Raw genomic sequence first — 15107 nt, 5'->3', positions numbered from 1 at the left:
CACCACGTGCCGACGCCGCTTGCCGAAATATCCTGCAAGTGGCAGGCCGAGTATATGACACAGATTAAAAAAAATTGATGACACCTCCACTTTTTGCCGATTTTTGCTGAACTTACGCACATACGGCAGACTAAATGGCTGGATACTCACCTGAAAATCATACCCAGGGCACACACCCCATGACCCGTTCCCCCCTGCGCCGCCTGATCTTCGGCGCCCTGCGTCGCCTGTTGTACCTGTGGGTGCGCTCCGAGACCATCAACCAGTCGTCGCTGACGCTCAAGCTCGACCGCAGCCGCCCGGTGTTCTATGCCCTGCCTTCGCCCTCACTGACTGACCTGGCGGTACTCGACCGCGAATGCACCAAAGCGGGGCTGCCACGCCCGGTGCTACCGGTGGCCGTGGGCACGTTGCAGGAGCCGGCGGCGTTCTTCTACCTGACACCCGACCCCGACTGGCTGGGCCGCCAGGACAAGAGCGGCGCCCCGCCCACCCTCGAACGCCTGGTCGCAGCGGTAAGCCAGCATGCCGAGGAAGACGCGCAGATCATCCCGGTGAGCGTGTTCTGGGGCCAAACCCCCGCCAGTGAGTCCAGCCCATGGAAGCTGCTGTTCGCCGACAGCTGGGCGGTCACCGGGCGCCTGCGCCGGCTGCTGACCGTGCTTATACTGGGGCGCAAGACCCGCGTGCAGTTCTCTGCCCCGATCCACCTGCGCGAACTGGTCCAGCACAACAAAGGCCATGAACGCACCGTGCGCATGGCCCAGCGCCTGATGCGCGTGCACTTTCGCAACCTCAAGACGGCAGTCATCGGCCCGGACATCTCGCACCGACGCAACCTGGTCAAAGGCCTGGTCCATGCCCCGCAGGTGCGCCAGGCCATCAGCGATGAGGCCGAGCGTGAGGGCATCCCGCTGGCCAAGGCCGAAGCCCAGGCACTGCGCTATGGCAACGAGATCGCCTCGGACTACACCTACACCGCGATCCGCTTCCTTGAAGTGGTACTGAGCTGGTTCTGGAACAAGATCTACGACGGCATCAAGGTCAACCACATCGAGCAGGTGCAGGGCATCGCCCCTGGCCACGAAGTCGTCTACGTGCCCTGCCACCGCAGCCACATCGACTACCTGCTGCTGTCCTACCTGCTGTTCAAAAACGGCCTCACCCCACCGCACGTGGCGGCCGGCATCAACCTCAACATGCCGGTGGTCGGTAGCCTGCTGCGCCGTGGCGGGGCCTTTTTCATGCGCCGTACCTTCAAGGGCAACCCGCTTTATACCGCTGTGTTCAACGAGTACCTGCACACGCTGTTCAGCAAGGGCTTCCCGGTGGAGTACTTCGTCGAAGGCGGCCGTTCGCGCACCGGGCGCATGCTGCAGCCGCGCACCGGCATGCTGGCGATCACCCTGCGCAGCTTCCTGCGCTCTTCGCGCACGCCGATCGTCTTCGTGCCGGTGTACATCGGCTACGAGCGCGTGCTCGAAGGCCGCACCTACCTGGGCGAGTTGCGCGGCGCCAGCAAGAAGAAGGAATCGATCTTCGACATCTTCAAGGTCTTCAGCGCGCTCAAGCAGCGTTTTGGCCAGGTCTATGTCAACTTTGGCGAGCCGATCCGTTTGGCCGGCTTTCTCGATGCACAGCAACCCGGCTGGCGCGAGCAAGAGCATGGCCCGCAGTTCCGCCCAGCCTGGTTGAATGAAACCACCACACGCCTGGGTGAAACCGTAGCCCGCCACCTCAATGGGGCTGCGGCGATCAACCCGGTCAACCTGGTGGCCCTGGCGCTTCTGTCCACCAGCCGTCACGCCCTCGACGAACGCGCCCTGTGCCGCGTGCTCGACCTGTACCTGGCGCTGTTGCGCCAAGTACCGTATTCGCCCCACACCACCTTGCCCGAAGGCGACGGCATGGCGCTGATCGAACACGTGAAGGGCATGAAGCTGCTGGCTGAGCAGAAGGACGCCTTGGGCCGCATCCTGTACCTGGATGAAGCCGATGCGGTGCTGATGACCTATTACCGCAACAACGTCCTGCATATCTTCGCCCTGCCGGCGCTGCTGGCGAGCTTCTTCCTCAGCAGCTCGCGGATGAGCCGTGAACTGCTTGGCCAGTATGTCAAAGCGCTGTACCCATACCTGCAGGCCGAGCTGTTCCTGCGCTGGGCACCCGAGCAACTGGACGAGGTGATCGACCAATGGCTGGCGGCGCTGGTCGCGCAAGGGCTGCTGCGCCAGGAAAACGATGTATACCTGCGCCCGGCCCCCAGCTCGCGCCCGTTCGTGTTGCTGACCTTGCTGGCCCGCAACATCACCCAGACCCTGCAGCGCTTCTACATGGCTACCTCGCTGCTGCTCAACAGCGGCCAACACAGCCTGAGCGCCGAAGCACTGGAAGACCTCTGCGTGATGATGGCCCAGCGCCTGTCGATCCTGCATGGCCTGAATGCCCCGGAGTTCTTCGACAAGAGCCTGTTCCGCCACTTCATCCAGACGTTGATCGAGCAAGGGGTGCTGCAAGCGGACGCGCAAGGCAAGCTGGGCTATCACGACAAGCTCGCCGAGCTGGCCGAAGGGGTCGCCAAGCGTGTGCTGTCGGCAGAGCTGCGGCTGTCGATCCGCCAGGTAGCCTTGCATCGCGACGATGCCCTGGAAACTTCGGCCCTCTAAGGCTTCATCTACCGCGCAAATCCGTTAAAGTCCTTGGCGTTGGCCACAAGCCAACGCCACGGACAACGGAGATTCCATGAAAAAGCTCGTAATGCTGTGTTGTGCATCCCTGCTCGCAGCCTGCTCCAGCCACACCCCGTCGCCCCAGGCGAGCCTTGAGGGTGAAGTCTTCTACCTGCAGCGCATCGCCCTGCCGCCCACCGCCACCCTCAGCGTGGAGCTGCAGGATGTGTCGCTGATGGACGCCCCTGCCGTCACCCTGGCGCGCCAGGCCGGCCCGGTCAAAGGCAACGTGCCACTGCCGTTCCATCTCACCTACGACCCGGCCCAGGTCAAGCCTGGCCACCGCTATGCGGTGAGTGCCCGTATCGAACTGGACGGCAAGCTGCTGTTCATCAACACCGAGCATCACGGCGTCACGCTGGATGGCAGCGACGTGCAGCCAGTACGGGTCAAAGTCGACCCCGTGCGCTGATACCCGCCTATTTCTGTTCAAAAGGAAAGCTTCATGATTCGCTCCTCCCTGCGTTTCACCGCCCTGTGCGCCGGCCTGTTGCTGTCGGCCAGCGCGCTGGCGCTGTCGCTTGGCGACCTGACCCAGAAGGACGCCAGCGGTGGCCTGAAAGACGCCCTGACCCAGGGCGCGCAGATTGCCGTCAAGCAGCTGAGTGCCCCCGGCGGCTTCAGCAACAACCCGGACGTGCGCATCGAGTTGCCGGGCAACCTCGGCAAGGCCGCCAAGGCCATGAAGATGTTCGGCAAGGGTGACCAGGTTACAGCCCTGGAAGACAGCATGAACAAGGCCGCAGAGGCGGCGGTACCGCAAGCCCAGGCAATCCTGGTGGATGCGGTGAAGAACATGAGCGTGACCGATGCCAAGGGCATCCTCAGCGGTGGCGACGACTCTGCCACCCAGTACCTGAACAAGAGCAGCCGCGAGCAGATCCGCGCCAAGTTCCTGCCGATCGTCAAGGCAGCGACCGACAAGGTTGGTGTGGTTCAGCAATACAACAACTTTGCCGGTCAAGCTTCAGCCCTGGGGCTGGGCAGTGCCAAGAGCGCCAATGTCGAGAGCTACGTGACCGAAAAGGCCCTGGATGGCCTGTTTGAAATGATCGCCAAGCAGGAGCAGAGCATTCGCCAGAACCCGGCCGAGGCCGCTACCAGCCTGGCCAAAAAGGTATTTGGCGCACTGTGATGCCAAGACGACAAGGCCGCTCCTGCGCAGGAGCGGCCTTGTGTCGCGAAAGGAGGGCAAAGCCCTCCCAGCGGCCTCAGCCCTTCCGGACCCTGAACCACGCCGCATACAACGCCGGCAAGAACAGCAACGTCAACGCCGTCGCAACGATCAACCCGCCCATGATCGCCACCGCCATCGGCCCATAGAACACGCTACGCGACAACGGGATCATCGCCAGCACCGCCGCCAGTGCCGTCAGCACGATCGGCCGGAAGCGCCGTACCGTAGCCTCGATGATCGCCTGCCAACGCTCCATCCCCGAGGCGATGTCCTGTTCGATCTGATCCACCAGGATCACCGAGTTGCGCATGATCATCCCGGCCAGGGCAATGGTGCCGAGCATGGCCACGAAGCCGAACGGCTGGCGGAACACCAGCAGGAACAAGGTCACGCCAATCAGCCCAAGGGGCGCGGTAAGGAACACCATCACCGTGCGCGAGAAACTGCGCAACTGGATCATCAACAGGCTCAACACCACCACGATGAACAGCGGCATACCGGCATTCACCGATTTCTGACCGCGCTCGGAATCTTCCACAGTACCGCCCACCTCAAGCAGGTAGCCATCCGGCAGTTTGGCCTTGACGTCGCTTAACGTCGGCTCGATCTGTCGCACCAGGGTCGCCGGCTGCTCCTTATCGTAGATGTCGGCACGCACGGTCACCGTTGGCAGGCGGTTGCGGTGCCAGATGATGCCTTCTTCGAAGCCGTACTCCAGGGTCGCTACCTGCGACAGCGCCACGCTCTGGCCGTTGTCGGTGGGCAGCGCCAGGCTGCCCAGGTTAGCCAGGTCGCCACGCTCTTTCTGCGTGCCGCGCAGCAGGATCTCGATCAGTTCGTTGTCCTCGCGGTACTGGCTGACCGTGGTGCCGGTCAGCGAGCTGCGCAAGAAGCTCGACAGGTGCGCGGTGCTCACGCCAAGGGCGCGGGCGCGGTCCTGATCGATGGCCAGGAACACCGCCTTGCTTGGCTCCTCCCAGTCCAGGTGCACGTTTACCACGTGCGGGTTCTCGCGCACCTTGTCGGCCACTTCGCGGGCCAGGGCGCGCACCTTCTCGATATGCTCGCCGGTCACCCGGAACTGCACCGGGTAACCCACGGGTGGGCCGTTTTCCAGGCGCGTGACGCGGGCGCGCAAGTCGGGGAACTGCTGGTCGACGGTATCGATCAGCCAACTGCGCAGCCGTTCGCGCTCTTCCATCGATTTGGCCAGCACGACGAACTGGGCAAAGCTGGCGGCCGGCAACTGCTGGTCCAGCGGCAGGTAAAAGCGCGGCGACCCGGTACCCACATAGGCCACATAGTTGTCGATGCCCTCCTGCTGCTTGAGCAGCACCTCCAGTTGTTTGACCCGCTCGGCGGTATTGGACAACGACGCGCCTTCGGCCAGCTTCAGGTCGACCATCAGCTCTGGGCGCCCGGAAGCTGGGAAGAACTGCTGCGGCACGAAGCGGAACAGCAGGATGCTGCCGACGAACGCTGCGAGGGTCAGCAGAATGACTGTCTTGCGACGCCGCACGCACCACTCGACCACACGCCGTACGCGCTGATAGAACGGCGTGGCGTAAGGGTCCGGCGCATGCCCATCGCTGCCATGACGGGCAGCATGCAGCTTGGCCAGGTCCGGCAGCAGGCGTTCGCCCAGGTAAGGGACAAACACCACCGCCGCAACCCAGGAGGTCAGCAGCGCGATGGTCACGACCTGGAAGATCGAACGGGTGTACTCGCCCGTGCTCGACGCCGCCGTGGCAATCGGCAAGAAGCCGGCAGCGGTAATCAAGGTACCGGTCAGCATGGGGAAGGCCGTGCTCGTCCAGGCATAGCTGGCCGCCTTGAACCGGTCGTAGCCCTGCTCCATCTTGATCGCCATCATCTCCACGGCAATGATCGCGTCGTCCACCAGCAAGCCCAGCGCCAACACCAGCGCACCGAGCGAAATCTTGTGCAAGCCGATGCCGAAGTAGTGCATGGCGGCAAAGGTCATGGCCAGTACCAACGGAATGGCCAATGCCACCACCAGCCCGGTGCGCAAGCCCAAAGAGAAGAAGCTCACCAGCAGGACGATGACCAGCGCCTCGACCAGTACCTGGACGAACTCACCGACGCCGGCCTTGACTGCAGCCGGCTGGTCAGAGACCTTGCGCAGCTCCATACCGGCCGGTAGGTTGCGCGCCAGGCGCTCGAACTCGCCCTCCAGGGCTTTGCCCAGCACCAGGATGTCGCCGCCGTCCTTCATCGAGACGGCCAGGCCGATGGCGTCTTCACCCATGAAGCGCATGCGCGGCGCGGGCGGGTCGTTGAACCCACGGTGCACCTCGGCTACGTCACCAATGCGGAAGGTGCGATCGCCCACCCGAATCGGGAACTGACGAATCTGCTCGACACTGTCGAAGCGGCCGCTGACCCGCAGTTGCAGGCGCTCGCTGGGCGTCTCGAAGAAGCCCGCCGTGCTGACCGCGTTCTGCTCCTGGAGGGCCTGCTGGACGGCTTCCAGTGGCACGCCGAGGGTCGCCAGCTTGAGGTTGGACAGCTCGATCCAGACTTTCTCGTCCTGCAGCCCGACCAGCTCGACCTTGCCCACATCCTTGACCCGCTGCAGCTGGATCTGGATGCGGTCGGCGTAGTCCTTGAGCACCGCATAGTCGAAGCCCGTGCCGGTCAGCGCATAGATATTGCCGAACGTAGTGCCGAATTCGTCATTGAAGAACGGGCCCTGGATTTCCGGCGGCAAGGTGTGGCGGATGTCCGCGACTTTCTTGCGGATCTGGTACCACAGCTCGGGGATATCCTTGGAATGCAGCGAGTCGCGGGCCATGAAGGTCACCTGCGACTCGCCCGGGCGGGAGAACGAGACGATCTTCTCGTACTCGCCGGTCTCCATCAGCTTCTTCTCGATGCGCTCGGTGACCTGGCGCGACACTTCCTCGGCGGTGGCGCCGGGCCACACGGTGCGCACGACCATGGCCTTGAAGGTGAACGGCGGGTCCTCGCTCTGGCCCAGCTTGGTGTAGGACATGGCGCCAATGGCAGCCAGCAGGATCATCAGGAACAGTACGATCTGGCGATTGCGCAGCGCCCAGGCGGAAAGGTTGAAACCCATCGGGACTTACTCCTTGGCCGTCAGGTTCACTACACGGTTGGTACGATCCACGGGGCGCACCTCCTGCCCCTCGCGCAACACATGGCCCCCGGCGGCGACCACCCAGTCGCCCGGTTTCAAGCCTTCGAGCACCGGTACACTGTCAGAGCCATACGGCCCCAGGCGCACTACCGTGCGTTCCAGGCGGCGGTCCTGGCCGACCCGCCAGACATAGGCCTGGCCGTTTTCTGCAGTGACCGCCGACAACGGCACTGACAGTGGGATCAGCCCTTCATGGGCGATGAAAACACGTGCGCTCTGGCCCAGCTCGGCGGGCGCCTTGGCCGAGGTGAAGGCGATGCGTGCGGCGAAGGTTCGCGAACGTGGGTCGGCTGCCGGCGAGAGTTCACGGATACGCCCGTCGAAGCGTTCGCCTGGGTGCGACCACAGCTCCACGCTGACGCCTTGGCCCACGGCAAAACGGGAAAATTGCTGCTCCGGCAGGCCGATGACCACCTCACGCTCGCCGTCTGCGGCCAAGGTGAACACGGTCTGCCCGGCCGCGACCACCTGGCCGACTTCGACCTGGCGCTTGGCGATGACACCGGCCTGCGGCGCACGCAGCACTGCGTACTCGGCCTGGTTGCCGGCCACATCGAACTCGGCCTTGGCTTGTTTCAGGCGGGCCATGCCGGCGCGGTACAGGTTTTCGGCATTGTCGTATTGCGAGTGGCTGACCATTTGCCGGTCCAGCAGCTTCTGGTAGCGATCACGCTCGGCGCGCACCAGCGACAGGTTGGCTTCGGCGGCGGCCATCTGGGCACGATTGGCTTCCAGTTGCAGGCGCACATCCTGTGGGTCCAGCTCGGCCAGCGGCTGCTCGGCCTTGACCCGCTGGCCCTCTTCGACCAGGCGTTTGCTGACTTTGCCGGCAATGCGGAAGGCCAGCTCCGGTTCGAAGCGCGCGCGCACTTCGCCGGGGTAGCTGTCGGCAGCCGCTTCGGCCGGCTGTGGCTGAATCACCAGTGCCGGGCGCGGCGCGGCAGGTGGCGCGGCTTCCTGGCCGCACGCCGCAAGGAGCAGGGCGACGGCAGTGGGCAGAGCGATGGACAAGGCATGGCGCAACATGATGAATCCTTTCGCGAAGAGCACATCGAATATTTATACTGGCGGGTATATTAAATCAGGGAATCGGCGCCGGGAAGGGTGTCTGTGGTGGTTTTTGCAGGGTGGGGCTTGAGGCCTCTGGCGCCTGTGAGATCGAGCGCCGCCCGCGCGGCGCTTCGCGGGGCAAGCCCGCTCCCACATCTGTTTTCGGGCCAGTGAGGCCTGTGGCATTGGCGCGACCCCTTGTTTGTACGACGCGATATTGAGGCGACCGCCAAGGGCCGCGCGCCTATGTCACAGGTATGACTGGCCCGAAAACAGATGTGGGAGCGGGCTTGCCCCGCGAAGCGCCGCGCGGGCGGCGCTCGATCTCAAAAGCGCTATAAATCCCCCGCCAAACACCTCCCGCCCCAACACAACTGTCCAGTGACAGACAGCACGTATTGCACGGACACTTTCACCGAAAGGCGTCCGACCCGCTAAGATGGGCGACTCTTCAACAAGATGCAGACTCCAATGCCCAACGACGCACCCATCGGACCAGGCCGGCCCAAGGACCTGGCCAAACGCGAGGCGATCCTCGAAGCGGCCAAGACATTGTTCCTCAGCCTTGGCTATGCCAACACCAGCATGGATGCGGTCGCTGCGGCGGCAGGTGTTTCAAAACTCACGGTGTACAGCCACTTCACCGACAAGCAGACGCTGTTCTGCTCGGCGGTCATGGCCACCTGCCAGATCCAGCTACCGGACCTGCTGTTCGAGTACCCCGAGGGGGCACCGGTGGACGAGGTGCTGCTGACCATTGCCCGTAACTTCCAGGCGCTGATCAGCAGTGACGAAGCAGTTAAGCTCAGCCGCCTGATCATGGCCCAAGGCAGCCTGGACCCAAGCTTTGGCGAGTACTTCTACGAAGCTGGGCCCAAGCGCGTGCTGGCGGGAATGGAAGCGCTGCTGCGCGGGGCGAATGAGCGCGGGTTACTGCGCATCGACAACCCGTTGCGCGCGGCGGAGCACTTCTTCTGCCTGGTCAAGGGCGCACCGGATTATCGGTTGCTGCTCGGCTGCGCCGGGCCGCTGGAAGGGGATGAAGCCGAGGCGCATGTGCGGGAGGTGGTGGGGGTGTTCATACGCGCCTTCCACCCCTGATTGGCCGACAACACACGAATCGGCATGCATTCCGGTCAGGCCTTCAGGGCCTTCTTCGGGTAAATGTCATACCGGCTCGACTTGCCCTCCAGGCTGTGGCTTGGCTTCGGCCCGTCGATGATAGGCGCCTTGCGTGGCCGTTTCACCACCACCCGGTGGCTGGCAAGCGCCAAAGCGGCTTCTAGCAAGGCCGGGGCATCCAGGTCATCACCGACCAGTGGCCGGAATACGCGCATCTCCTTCTTCACCAGCGCGCTTTTGTCCCGGTGCGGGAACATCGGGTCGAGGTAGATCACCTGCGGCGGCTCCCCTTCCCAGGCACGCATGCGCTCGATGGCGTTGCCGGTCAGCAGGCACATGCGCCCAACGATCGGGCCCACCTCGTCATCCGCCCGCGCCCGCGCCAGGCCATCTTCCAACAATGCGGCAATCAGCGGCTGGCGTTCGATCAGGGTCATCTGGCACCCCAGGCTGGCCAGCACAAATGCATCCTTGCCCAGCCCTGCCGTGGCATCGAGCACCTGCGGTCGTACACCCTGGGCGATGCCCACTGCCTTGGCGATCATTTGGCCGTTGCCACCGCCAAACTGGCGCCGATGCGCGGCCTGGCCTTCGACGAAGTCCACCCGCACCGGCCCAGGCGCCTGCGGGCCCAGTTGCTGGATCTGCAAGCCTTCAGCGCCCACCTGCACGGCGAAACCCGCGGCATCGTCCTGCAGCGGCAGGCCCAGGCGCTCGGCCCACGCCGTAGCCTGTTGCGCATACTCTGCCGACATCGCTTCGACCCTGATACCCGTGCCTTGCTCTTCCATCGTCCACACCTAAAAAATCAAACCACGCCCTTATGAATCGGCAACCACGGCCGATACAGGCAATATCCCGCTATTCTGCCAGAGCACAACGCGCGCGACTGCCATGACAGATACTCTTCCCATCGGTTTGACCTACCTGTCGCCTGTCGGCCACTACGGTCACCAGAATACCCAGACACTCGGGGGCGTCAGCCACCTGTGGCAGGATTTCTTTGCCCGCGCCATGGCCGAGCAACAGGCAGAGGAAGCGGACAGCGTCAGCCAGTCGTTCGTCCAGTACGATCAGCACAGCGGCGAGCCGGTCGGCGGTGCCAGGGCGCTGGCGCTGATCGATGCCCAGCGTGCGCTGCCGGTGCACGACACCGAAATCGCACCGCCCGAGCCACTGTTCCTGCCCAAGGCCGAACTGGAAGCCAACCTGCTGGAGCCCGCCGCCGAGCCGTTCAGCGCCATCGAGCTGATCGAACAGCAGCGTGAACTCGACCTGAGCAACAGCTGGTTGCGCCCGGTGGTCATGAGCCAGGGTCACCCGCTTGCCGAGCCCGGCCCAGGCCCCTCCCCGCGCCCGCTGTTCCTGCCTATCGCCGAGTTCGAGACGAACCTGCTGGACCCGGCCCCCGAACCCTTCGACGAAACCACGCTGGCCAAGCAGCAGAATGACCTGGCGTTCGACATCCACTGGGCGCGCCCGGTGGTGCTGAACAACGTTCGCGTTCACGCCTGAGGTTGCGCAAGCTCAGCGGCAGATCTGCCAGCGGCCCATATCGAGGTGGAAGTGATTGTGGTGCGCGGCGTTGTAGTCTGGCCCCAGCACGGTACTGAAGCGTTCACAGGCCACCTGCTGCACCTGACGTAGGAAATCAGCTTTCTGCCCCCCCGCTTGCCAGTCCCGAGCCAGTACGATGCGCTGCCCGTCCTGCAAGCGAAAACCACTGATGTCCAGGGCATTGGCGGTGGCGTGCTGACTGAGCCGGCCTTGTTTGCGGTGATAGACATTGCGGCAGGCAAAACTGCCCAGGTGGTCGACCTGCGTCACCCGCTGCCCCAATACCCTCTGCGCCACCGGTTGCAGCCCATGCTGCTCGAACAGCGCGTAAGCCACCGCCAACGGGCAACTGGCCAGGAAGCTGCTGCTGAGCCGCGCCTGACCGCCCTCGATGCGCCATACGTTGCGCAGCGGGCAATTGGCCGAGGCCGGGCTGTCGGCTTGCGCCCGGTACCGCAGATCGCTGGTTTCCAGTGCCTGACGGCATAGCGCGGGGTCATCGCGCAGGCGCGACAGCTTGAAGGTGGTGAGCAGGTTCGGCGGCTGGCGCACGTCCAGCGGCGCCCAGGGGTTCCAGGCAGCCGGCAGGCGCCAGCCAAAATGCCAGGCCAAGCCTGCCAGCAGTGACAGGCCCAGCAACAGTGCCAGCAAGGCACGCATGGCGATTCAGCGGCGGAACAGGTCGTTGAGCTGGGCAAAGGGCAGCGCCTGTTCACCGTAGCCGAACGTGCCCTCGTCACGAATCTCCAACGCGGCCCGGTGGAAAGCCCCCAGCGCCGCACGGGCCAGCGACGAGCCGACACTGATGCGGCGCACCCCAAGGTCTTGCAACTGGTTGACGCTCAGGGTCACGCCCGCCAGCCCCATCAGCACATTGACCGGCTTGGGCGCCACCGCCTGCACCACCGCGCGAATTTCTTCGACGGTGCGCAGCCCTGGCGCGTAGAGCACATCGGCCCCGGCCTCGGCATATGCTTGCAGGCGCAGGATGGTGTCATCCAGGTCCAGGCGCCCATGCAGCAGGTTTTCTGCCCGGGCGCACAGGGTGAACGGAAACGGCAGGCTACGCGCTGCCTGAACCGCCGCGCGGACGCGTTCCACAGCCAGGCCATGGTCATAGATAGGGGCTTCACTGCGCCCGCTGGCGTCTTCGATGGAACCCCCTACAAGACCCGCCTCGGCGGCCCGCAGGATGGTCTGTGCGCAGTCTTCGGGCAGGTCGCCGAAGCCGTTCTCCAGGTCGGCGGCTACCGGCAAGGCCGTGGCATCGACAATGGACCCGGCGTTATCCAGGGTTTCGTCCAGGCTCAAGGCACCTTCGGCATCCGGTCGGCCCAGGCTGAACGCCAGGCCCGCGCTGGTCGTGGCCAGCGCCTCGAAGCCCAGGCTGGCGAGCAGCTTGGCGGAGCCGGCATCCCACGGGTTGGGGATGACGAAGGCACTGTCGCGTTCGTGCAGTGCCTTGAAGGCTTCGGCTCGCAGGGTTTGCACATCCATGGTCTCAACCTCAGGCAGTCAGGAGTGGTCAGAGTAGTCCCAGTTGTTCGACCTCAGGGGCGCGTGGCAATTCCGGCAAAGGTGCAAGGCCAGGCAGGCGCTGCATCAGACGTTGATGAAAACGCTGGGCCAACGCCGCAGCCAGGCGGTTATCCGAGGTGTGCAGGAAGATGTAGGGGCTACGACCTTCCTCGACCCAACTGGCCACCTTGGCCACCCAGGGCGTCAGGAAGGCTTCGTTGGCTTCAAGCTGCGGATGGCCAATGAAACGTACCTGCGGATGCTGGCTGAAGGCGGCCGGGCGTGGCGGCACCTTGGGTTTCTTGGCCTGGGCATGCAGCACGGCGGGCTCGCGCGAGGTGCAACTGAACAACGCCCGCGGGTCGAGGCAGATGCGCTCGACACCACGCTCGAGCAACAGCCGGTTGAGCTGCCGCTCCTCTTCACCGCGCGCAAAAAAAGCCTCGTTGCGCACTTCGACGGCCAACGGTACACCCACTTGATCCAGAAAATGGCTCAACTCTGCCAGGCGCGAAGGCCCGAATAACGCAGGCAACTGCAGCCAGTAAGGCGATACCCGTTCACCCAGCGGTGCCATCAAACGGGTGAAGGCAGCGGCCGCGTCCAGCTGATCGCGCAGGTCTCCCCCATGGCTGACCTCGCGAGGGAATTTGGCGGTGAAACGAAAGTGCGCCGGCATCGTCTGCGCCCAGCGTGCCACGGTGGCGGGTGCGGGGCTGGCGTAGAAGGTGGTATTGCCTTCGACAGCGTTGAACACCTGGCTGTACAGGCCAAGGTACTCAGCGGCTCGGGCATCGGCGGGGTACAGGTAGTCGCGCCAGGCGTTTTCGCTCCATGACGGACAACCCAGAAAATAAGGCAGAAGAGAAGGAATCATCCCTCAAATGTACAGGTCGAGCCCCAGTACTTCCATGTCCCAATCGGTAAAACCGGCCGTGCTCAGGTAGCTCGCCAACGCAGTGGCGGTACGCCGGTCACGGGCGCGAGGGAAGATCATGTCTTGCTGACGGGCTGGCAGGCCACCGCTGCGACGGCGAATGGCCGCCTCCTGGGCCAGCTCACCCTGCTCGCCGCTGTCGATGACGTCGGCATCTTCGATGGCCTCATCGCGCACCGACGCTTTGCGCGGTGTGCGCTTGATCGGGTAGGACTGCGATGAGAAACCGTCGATACGCATGGCGTGAACACTCAGAACCGATGATGGCAATTTAGCAGCATCAGAGTTACGTCGCTAATGCTTGAGTGATAACTGGACCACAGTTCGCGAGAAAGGTTTTAGCGTCATCGGCGATAACCGACGAACAACACTCAGCGCTTCTTGGGTGTCGCTACATTATCGCGCAAGTACACAGGTTGCGCCTGCTCGGCGCCGATCGCCTCGCCGCGCGCCCAGGCAAAGCTGGCCAGGCTGAGGATATCCAGGGCATTGGGCAACGCCGCCGCATTGCTGGCGGCGACGTGCACAGCCAGGCGCTCGGCATAGCCCCAACCGGTACCGGCACCGAACCACTCGGCGGTGCTGGCGTCGGGCAGCGCCACGCGCTCGGGCGGCAGTACCGCTTCCTGGCCGACCAGGCGCATTTCGCCGGCGCTGGCCTGGTAGCAGCCCCAGTACACCTCGTCCATGCGCGCATCGATGGCGGCCGCCACGTGCTGCGCACCCTGCTCGCGCAACGCACCTTGCGCCAGCGCGGCCAGGTTGGACACCGGCAGTACCGGGCGCTCGAGGGCGAACGCCAGGCCCTGGACCACACCGATGGCGATCCGCACGCCGGTGAAGGCCCCCGGGCCACGGCCGAACGCGATGGCATCCAGCGCATTCAAGGCCACCCCCGAGTCAGCCAGCAGCTGTTTGATCATCGGCAGCAACTTCTGCGCGTGCTGACGTGGGATCACCTCGTAATGGCTGGTTACCTTGCCGTCATGCAACAAGGCGACGGAACAGGCTTCGGTGGCGGTATCCAGGGCCAGCAGGGTGGTCATCGAACGGGTTTCCAGGTGCAGGGAAAAGAGCGCCAGTATAAACGACAACGGCCCGCAAGCGGGCCGTTGTGATGCAAGGCGATGGATCAGCTCAGGGCTGCCAGTACCTTGGCGGTGATGGCGTCGACCGAACCGACACCTTCGATGTGGCTGTACTTCGGCTTGCCAGCATTTGCAGCCGACAGCTTCTGGTAGAACTCGACCAGCGGCTTGGTCTGGGTGTGGTAGACCGACAGGCGATGACGCACGGTTTCTTCCTTGTCGTCGTCGCGCTGGATCAGGTCTTCGCCGGTCACGTCGTCCTTGCCTGCCACTTTCGGCGGGTTGTACTGAATGTGGTAGGTGCGGCCCGAGGCCAGGTGCACACGGCGACCGGCCATACGGCCAACGATTTCTTCATCGTCAACGGCGATTTCGACCACGGCGTCGATGTCGACACCGGCGGCGACCATGGCTTCAGCCTGCGGAATGGTCCGTGGGAAGCCGTCGAACAGGCAGCCGTTGGCGCAATCCGGCTGGGCGATGCGCTCCTTTACCAGGCTGATGATCAGATCGTCGGAGACCAGTTGGCCGGCATCCATGACTTTCTTCAGTTCCAGGCCCAGCGGGGTACCGGCCTTGACGGCGGCACGCAGCATGTCACCGGTGGAGATCTGTGGAATACCGAACTTTTCGGTGATGAACTTTGCCTGAGTACCTTTACCGGCCCCGGGAGCTCCCAGCAGAATTACGCGCATCTCGTGCTCCTCAAATTTTTTTATGAAATTCAATGGATTCGGCAACCAGGGCC

At 64.0% G+C, this 15107-nt stretch carries 14 protein-coding genes; 5 read left to right on the top strand and 9 right to left on the bottom strand.

The window, feature by feature from the left end; genetic code table 11:
* Positions 1-179 precede the first annotated feature (179 nt).
* The 3 genes from plsB (at position 180) to CKW22_RS10370 (ending at position 3864) form a co-directional block, all read left to right on the top strand.
* Positions 180-2666 (top strand): glycerol-3-phosphate 1-O-acyltransferase PlsB, encoded by a 2487-nt coding sequence (plsB, locus tag CKW22_RS10380; protein WP_033700901.1) that lies wholly within the window; start codon positions 180-182, stop codon positions 2664-2666.
* Between the two features lie 76 nt (positions 2667-2742).
* Positions 2743-3141 carry a YbaY family lipoprotein gene (locus CKW22_RS10375; protein WP_033700902.1) on the top strand — a complete coding sequence of 133 codons (399 nt, stop codon included), beginning with the start codon at positions 2743-2745 and terminating at the stop codon, positions 3139-3141.
* A 33-nt stretch (positions 3142-3174) separates the two neighbouring features.
* Positions 3175-3864 carry a DUF4197 domain-containing protein gene (locus tag CKW22_RS10370; RefSeq protein ID WP_033700903.1) on the top strand — a complete coding sequence of 230 codons (690 nt, stop codon included), beginning with the start codon at positions 3175-3177 and terminating at the stop codon, positions 3862-3864.
* Positions 3865-3940: 76 nt separating this feature from the next.
* Here the strand turns inward: CKW22_RS10370 and CKW22_RS10365 are convergent, their stop codons facing one another.
* Both CKW22_RS10365 and CKW22_RS10360 read right to left on the bottom strand, forming a co-directional pair.
* Positions 3941-7006, bottom strand: a complete 3066-nt coding sequence (locus CKW22_RS10365) for an efflux RND transporter permease subunit (protein WP_095064084.1) — start codon at positions 7004-7006, stop codon at positions 3941-3943.
* 6 nt (positions 7007-7012) lie between these two features.
* On the bottom strand, positions 7013-8113 hold the full coding sequence (locus tag CKW22_RS10360) for an efflux RND transporter periplasmic adaptor subunit (RefSeq protein ID WP_047581590.1): 1101 nt from the start codon (positions 8111-8113) through the stop codon (positions 7013-7015).
* A 483-nt stretch (positions 8114-8596) separates the two neighbouring features.
* On the opposite strand from CKW22_RS10360, the gene CKW22_RS10355 reads away from it, so the two are divergent.
* Positions 8597-9238 (top strand): TetR/AcrR family transcriptional regulator, encoded by a 642-nt coding sequence (locus CKW22_RS10355; RefSeq protein ID WP_095064083.1) that lies wholly within the window; start codon positions 8597-8599, stop codon positions 9236-9238.
* Between the two features lie 35 nt (positions 9239-9273).
* Here the strand turns inward: CKW22_RS10355 and CKW22_RS10350 are convergent, their stop codons facing one another.
* The gene (locus CKW22_RS10350; protein ID WP_033700908.1) at positions 9274-10050 is read right to left on the bottom strand and encodes a class I SAM-dependent methyltransferase; all 777 of its coding nucleotides are present in this window, start codon (positions 10048-10050) and stop codon (positions 9274-9276) included.
* Positions 10051-10153: 103 nt separating this feature from the next.
* Between CKW22_RS10350 and CKW22_RS10345 the strand changes: the two genes are divergently transcribed.
* Positions 10154-10774 (top strand): energy transducer TonB, encoded by a 621-nt coding sequence (locus tag CKW22_RS10345; protein ID WP_095064082.1) that lies wholly within the window; start codon positions 10154-10156, stop codon positions 10772-10774.
* A 12-nt stretch (positions 10775-10786) separates the two neighbouring features.
* Here CKW22_RS10345 and CKW22_RS10340 read toward each other — a convergent pair whose 3' ends face one another.
* The 6 genes from CKW22_RS10340 to adk all read right to left on the bottom strand — a co-directional run bounded on the left by CKW22_RS10340 (position 10787) and on the right by adk (position 15054).
* Entirely contained in the window at positions 10787-11476 is a 690-nt protein-coding gene (locus CKW22_RS10340; RefSeq protein ID WP_033700910.1) for an extensin family protein, read from the bottom strand.
* 6 nt (positions 11477-11482) lie between these two features.
* Positions 11483-12313 (bottom strand): oxaloacetate decarboxylase, encoded by an 831-nt coding sequence (locus CKW22_RS10335; RefSeq protein WP_033700911.1) that lies wholly within the window; start codon positions 12311-12313, stop codon positions 11483-11485.
* A 28-nt stretch (positions 12314-12341) separates the two neighbouring features.
* Positions 12342-13211, bottom strand: a complete 870-nt coding sequence (locus tag CKW22_RS10330) for a DUF72 domain-containing protein (protein WP_033700913.1) — start codon at positions 13209-13211, stop codon at positions 12342-12344.
* Positions 13212-13214: 3 nt separating this feature from the next.
* Positions 13215-13511, bottom strand: coding sequence for a hypothetical protein (locus tag CKW22_RS10325; protein ID WP_033700914.1), 297 nt, complete (start codon positions 13509-13511; stop codon positions 13215-13217).
* 131 nt (positions 13512-13642) lie between these two features.
* A complete protein-coding gene (tsaB, locus tag CKW22_RS10320; protein ID WP_033700915.1) occupies positions 13643-14317 on the bottom strand; it encodes a tRNA (adenosine(37)-N6)-threonylcarbamoyltransferase complex dimerization subunit type 1 TsaB in 675 nt (224 codons plus the stop codon).
* A gap of 86 nt (positions 14318-14403) precedes the next feature.
* Positions 14404-15054 (bottom strand): adenylate kinase, encoded by a 651-nt coding sequence (gene adk / locus CKW22_RS10315; protein ID WP_033700916.1) that lies wholly within the window; start codon positions 15052-15054, stop codon positions 14404-14406.
* Positions 15055-15107 lie beyond the last annotated feature (53 nt).

The sequence above is a fragment of the Pseudomonas sp. Irchel s3f19 genome, from assembly GCF_900187555.1.
Taxonomy (GTDB): domain Bacteria; phylum Pseudomonadota; class Gammaproteobacteria; order Pseudomonadales; family Pseudomonadaceae; genus Aquipseudomonas; species Aquipseudomonas capeferrum.
This window is presented reverse-complemented; position numbering and strand designations above follow the sequence as displayed.

What these genes read in the sequence shown, in the direction of transcription:
- CKW22_RS10350 (WP_033700908.1), bottom strand. Translation starts at nt 10,050, where the DNA reads ATGGAAGAGCAAGGCACGGGTATCAGGGTCGAAGCGATGTCGGCAGAG.
- CKW22_RS10340 (WP_033700910.1), bottom strand. Translation starts at nt 11,476, where the DNA reads ATGCGTGCCTTGCTGGCACTGTTGCTGGGCCTGTCACTGCTGGCAGGC.
- adk (WP_033700916.1), bottom strand. Translation starts at nt 15,054, where the DNA reads ATGCGCGTAATTCTGCTGGGAGCTCCCGGGGCCGGTAAAGGTACTCAG.
- tsaB (WP_033700915.1), bottom strand. Translation starts at nt 14,317, where the DNA reads ATGACCACCCTGCTGGCCCTGGATACCGCCACCGAAGCCTGTTCCGTC.
- CKW22_RS10355 (WP_095064083.1), top strand. Translation starts at nt 8,597, where the DNA reads ATGCAGACTCCAATGCCCAACGACGCACCCATCGGACCAGGCCGGCCC.
- CKW22_RS10345 (WP_095064082.1), top strand. Translation starts at nt 10,154, where the DNA reads ATGACAGATACTCTTCCCATCGGTTTGACCTACCTGTCGCCTGTCGGC.
- CKW22_RS10335 (WP_033700911.1), bottom strand. Translation starts at nt 12,313, where the DNA reads ATGGATGTGCAAACCCTGCGAGCCGAAGCCTTCAAGGCACTGCACGAA.
- CKW22_RS10330 (WP_033700913.1), bottom strand. Translation starts at nt 13,211, where the DNA reads ATGATTCCTTCTCTTCTGCCTTATTTTCTGGGTTGTCCGTCATGGAGC.
- CKW22_RS10360 (WP_047581590.1), bottom strand. Translation starts at nt 8,113, where the DNA reads ATGTTGCGCCATGCCTTGTCCATCGCTCTGCCCACTGCCGTCGCCCTG.
- CKW22_RS10325 (WP_033700914.1), bottom strand. Translation starts at nt 13,511, where the DNA reads ATGCGTATCGACGGTTTCTCATCGCAGTCCTACCCGATCAAGCGCACA.
- CKW22_RS10375 (WP_033700902.1), top strand. Translation starts at nt 2,743, where the DNA reads ATGAAAAAGCTCGTAATGCTGTGTTGTGCATCCCTGCTCGCAGCCTGC.
- plsB (WP_033700901.1), top strand. Translation starts at nt 180, where the DNA reads ATGACCCGTTCCCCCCTGCGCCGCCTGATCTTCGGCGCCCTGCGTCGC.
- CKW22_RS10365 (WP_095064084.1), bottom strand. Translation starts at nt 7,006, where the DNA reads ATGGGTTTCAACCTTTCCGCCTGGGCGCTGCGCAATCGCCAGATCGTA.
- CKW22_RS10370 (WP_033700903.1), top strand. Translation starts at nt 3,175, where the DNA reads ATGATTCGCTCCTCCCTGCGTTTCACCGCCCTGTGCGCCGGCCTGTTG.